We start from the raw sequence: 4,131 nt of genomic DNA on the forward strand, positions 1-4,131 counted from the left end.
TGCCGACCGGGGCCGAGGACCTGGTCGGACGAGGGAACGGAGCGACATGGGCGAGAGCATCGACCTGCGACTGGGCACCCCGATCGAGAACCGACGCACCGGCGCGGGGATCGAGGGCATGGCCGAAGCGGAGCTGGAACGCTCCCAGCGGCTGGCCGCGATCCGCGAGGGCCGCCTGGCCTCGATCCACTCCTGGGAGCTGGTGACCGCCGTCGACGGCCCCGGCACTCGGCTGACCGTGTTCTTCTCCGGCTGCCCGCTGCGCTGCGTGTACTGCCACAACCCCGACACCATGGAGATGCGCCGCGGGCAGGACGTCCAGCTCGAGGAGCTGGTGCGCCGCATCAAGCGGTACCGCCGCGTGTTCTCCTCCTCCGGCGGAGGCATCACGCTGTCCGGCGGTGAGGTGCTGATGCAGCCGGCCTTTGCCCGCAACGTGCTGCAGGCGGCCAAGGAGATGGGCGTCCACACCGCGATCGACACCTCCGGCTACCTGGGCGCGGTGGCCGACGACGCCTTCCTCGACAACGTGGACCTGGTGCTGCTGGACGTCAAGAGCGGCACCGAGGAGTCCTACAAGGCACTCACCGGCCGGCCACTGCAGCCCACGCTCGATTTCGGCAATCGCCTGGCCGCTCGCGGCACCACCGTCTGGATCCGCTTCGTGGTGGTTCCCGGCTGGACCGACTCGGAGGAGAACGTCGAGGCGATCGCCGAGAACATCGCCCCGTGGAAGCAGGTCGTGGAGCGTGTCGAGGTGCTGCCCTTCCACAACATGGGGCAGGACAAGTGGGACGCGCTGGGCATGGAGTACAAGCTGCGGGACGCCCAGCCCCCCTCGAAGGAGACCGTGGAGCGGGTGCGCGAGCAGTTCCGCGCCCGCGGGTTCATGACGTACTGACCAGCACCACGACGCGGTCGGGGTCCCCGCCGTCGATGTTCCCCCAGGCATCGGCCTCCTCGCCGCGCGCGGCGCGGTCCCATACGCGCCCCTGGTAGCTCACCTGCACCACGCCGTCCTCGGCGGCGCGGGCCACCGCCCAGTTCGCCATGGTCCATCCCAGCGATTCGTCCCCACCCACGTCGATCACCAGCGCGGTGGCACCGGCCCCGGCGGGGACCGTCGGCGCCACGGTGCCGGCGTCGGCCAGGGTGCTGGTGACCCGGCCCGCCTCGCTGAGGCGAGGGAACTGGCGCTTCAGCTCGCTGCGCACGCCCTCGGGGGAGAAGGTGCCCTGGGCCTGCGCCAGCGTGCAGCGCAGGTTCGGGCCGCTCTGCCCGGTCAGGGCCGAGGCGTAGAGCCGCCCCTCGGTCTCGTGGTCGCGGTAGGCCTGCGGGAACCCGCTGCGCTGGACCTCCTGGGCGACGTCGTTGATGTCCCCGGACTCGTAGCCGTCGATGGTCACCAGCACGTCGTAGAACGCGTTGGTGGAGTACACCGGGTCCATGATCTGCTCCTCGGTGCCCCACCCCTGGGAGGGGCGCTGCTGGAACAGGCCCAGGGAGTCCCGGTCCCCGTAGTCGATGTTGCGCAGCTGGGATTCCTGGTACGCCGTGGCCAGGGCGATCGACGCCGCGCGGGGCGGCAGCCCGCGATCCACCGCAACCGCGCTGATCAGAGCGGCGTTGGCGACGCGGTCCACCGTGTAGCGGTGGCTGGTGCCCAGCCCCGTCGCGGTGCAGGTGCCCTCGCCCAGCGGCGATCCGTAGCGCTGCAGCGCCACATAGGAACCTCCCGCGATGCCGACGAACAGCAGCACCAGCGTCAACGGCAGCACCAGGTGGCGCCCCAGGGGGCGCCTTCGGCGGCGCGGTTCGCGACCTGATGTGCGGCGGCCCCCGGGGGCGCGGCGGGAACCGCGGGCCACGTCAGTTCGCGTGCAGGGCCGAGTTGAGCTCGACCGTCTGCCCCTGGCGGGCCACCGCCTCCACCGCGCCGGTCAGCGAGTTGCGGCGGAACAGCAGGTTCGGGACACCGGAGAGCTCACGGGCCTTGACCACGTGGGGATGGTCGCTGCCGGCCTCGCCCTGCGCCGTGTCACTGCCGGCCTCATCCGGGGACTGGCCCTTCTCGCCCACCAGCACCACCTTGGTGCCCGCGGTGACGTACAGGCCGGCCTCGATCACGCAGTCGTCGCCCAGCGCGATCCCGACGCCGGCCTCAGCGCCCACCAGGGAACGCTTGCCGATGCGCACCCGCTGGGTGCCGCCGCCGGACAGGGTGCCCATGGTGGAGGCGCCGCCGCCCACGTCGGAGCCGTCGTCGACCACCACGCCCTGGGAGATGCGGCCCTCGATCATGGAGGTGCCCAGGGTGCCGGCATTGAAGTTCACGAAGCCCTCGTGCATGACGGTGGTGCCGTCGGCCAGGTGGGCACCCAGCCGCACGCGGTCGGCGTCGCCGATGCGCACCCCGGCGGGGACCACGTAGTCGACCATGCGGGGGAACTTGTCCACGCTGTACACGGTGGGAGTGCGACCGGCGGCGATCAGCCGCAGGCGGGTCTCCTCGAAGCCGCTCACGGCACACGGGCCCTCGGAGGTCCACACCACGTTGGTGAGCACCCCGAACACGCCGTCCAGGCTCTGCACGTTGGGCTCGATCAGGCGATGGGAGAGAAGGTGCAGGCGCAGGTAGGCGTCGGCGGTGTCGGCCGGGGGAGCGGCGAGCTCTATCGCCCGTACCACGACCTCGCGGGTGGTGCCGCGCACCTCGTCGTCCTGCGCCGCGGCGGAGAGCTGGGCGTGCAGCGGGTGCGACTGCGGATCCTGCGGAGCCTTGCCGAGCTGGGGGGAGGGGTACCAGGCATCCAGCGTGCTGCCGTCGGCGGCGAGGGTGGCCAGGCCGATCCCCCACGCGTGGGTGGGGGAGGAGACGGTGCCGGCCTCGGCAGAGGTGGCGTCGGCGGTGGTGCTGGGCGTGCTGGTGGCGGTCTCAGGCGTGGTCATGCCGCGATTCTACGGGCGGGTCCTGACCATCAGCGCGCGGGGAGGCAGCGGGGTTCCTTCGGCGGCTCTGGTGGGGTTCCTTCGGCGGCTCTCGCGGGGCTCTTCCGGCGGCTGTCGTCGGGGTTCCTCCCCTGGGGGTGGTTGTCCCCATTGCGGGGGCCCGGGCTTGGTTTGTCGGTGGGGGTCCATAGAGTAGGTGCCAGATCAAAAGGCCTGGTCACCGGCCAATCGAAGCCAGTAGCAGGACCCACGAGATGCCAGGAGAGAAAGGGGGTGGGTGTGGTGGCGTCGTTCCGGTTCGAGAACGGGGAGTTGATCGAGGAGCCCCCACGCGCCCCGCGCCCCCGCTACGCCCCTATCACCTCCCCCAAGCCCCCGGTCCCGCCCGCGGACCAGGTGCGGGCCCGTCACCCCCTGACCCCGCAGAGCGTGGCTGAGCGGGGCGGTGCGGTGCCGGGCACCGTAGAGGCTGATACCGCAGTGCGGTTGCTGGCCCTGCAGCGTGAGCAGTCCCGTGAGCATGCCCGGATGCTGCGGGAGCTGGCACCGTTGTGGATCGCGCCCGCGAACGACGAGGAAGCAGCCGATGACCGGGCCGAGTCCGCTGTGGTGGCCGCTGTCGCCCTGCGCACCACCACCAGCCACGCTTCGACCTTGATCCGCCAGGCCCACACTGCTGTGCATCATCTGCCGGCCCTGTTCGCCCGGCTGGAGGCCGGGGACCTGCCGGTGGAGTGGCACCAGCGGATCCTCCGCACCACTAGGGAGTTCACTCCCGCCCAGCTGGCGGAGGTGGATCAGCGGGTATCGGCCTGGGATCTGGCCTCGATCCCCGTCCAGCGGTTCCGTCGTGAACTGCGTGTCCTGGTGGCCTGGCTCCACCACGCAGGTGAGACCACCCCACGGCCGGAGGATCAGCGCGAGGTCGCTCTGGAGGGCTCCCCGGTCGATGACGGCACCGCCACCGTCCGCATCACCGGGCCCGTCCCGGAGATCCTCTCCCTGTCGCGGCGCCTGGATGCCAGCGCCCGCGCCATCCAGGACCAGCAGCGCCACGCCCTTGCCGACGGCGCCCCGATCCCCTTCGATCCCGACGGGCAGGCCGCCGCCACCGGTGCGCCGCTGACTCTGGGGGCGCTGCGCTACGCGATCCTGACCCGTAGTGTGCTGGAGACCGGGGGG

General features: G+C 71.7%; 4 protein-coding genes. 2 read left to right on the forward strand and 2 right to left on the reverse strand.

Translation table 11 applies throughout. The annotated features are described in order from the left end of the window. Positions 1 to 46 precede the first annotated feature (46 nt). On the forward strand, positions 47 to 901 hold the full coding sequence (gene pflA, locus M4D54_RS13640; RefSeq protein WP_193866151.1) for a pyruvate formate-lyase-activating protein: 855 nt from the start codon (positions 47 to 49) through the stop codon (positions 899 to 901). Here the strand turns inward: pflA and M4D54_RS13645 are convergent. Both M4D54_RS13645 and dapD read right to left on the reverse strand, forming a co-directional pair. Beyond that, positions 888 to 1,778 carry a hypothetical protein gene (locus M4D54_RS13645; protein WP_193866152.1) on the reverse strand — a complete coding sequence of 297 codons (891 nt, stop codon included), beginning with the start codon at positions 1,776 to 1,778 and terminating at the stop codon, positions 888 to 890. The two genes, pflA and M4D54_RS13645, sit on opposite strands and share 14 nt — an antisense overlap. Before the next feature lie 91 nt (positions 1,779 to 1,869). Continuing rightward, the gene (dapD, locus tag M4D54_RS13650) at positions 1,870 to 2,949 is read right to left on the reverse strand and encodes a 2,3,4,5-tetrahydropyridine-2,6-dicarboxylate N-succinyltransferase (RefSeq protein ID WP_193866153.1); all 1,080 of its coding nucleotides are present in this window, start codon (positions 2,947 to 2,949) and stop codon (positions 1,870 to 1,872) included. Positions 2,950 to 3,231: 282 nt separating this feature from the next. Here dapD and M4D54_RS13655 point away from each other — a divergent pair. Then, positions 3,232 to 4,131: DUF222 domain-containing protein (locus tag M4D54_RS13655; protein ID WP_259892090.1), on the forward strand; the 900-nt coding region annotated here is incomplete at its 3' end.

The organism is Brachybacterium sp. p3-SID1565 (assembly GCF_025143785.1).
GTDB lineage: Bacteria > Actinomycetota > Actinomycetes > Actinomycetales > Dermabacteraceae > Brachybacterium > Brachybacterium epidermidis.

What these genes read in the sequence shown, in the direction of transcription:
- pflA (WP_193866151.1), top strand. Translation starts at nt 47, where the DNA reads ATGGGCGAGAGCATCGACCTGCGACTGGGCACCCCGATCGAGAACCGA.
- dapD (WP_193866153.1), bottom strand. Translation starts at nt 2,949, where the DNA reads ATGACCACGCCTGAGACCGCCACCAGCACGCCCAGCACCACCGCCGAC.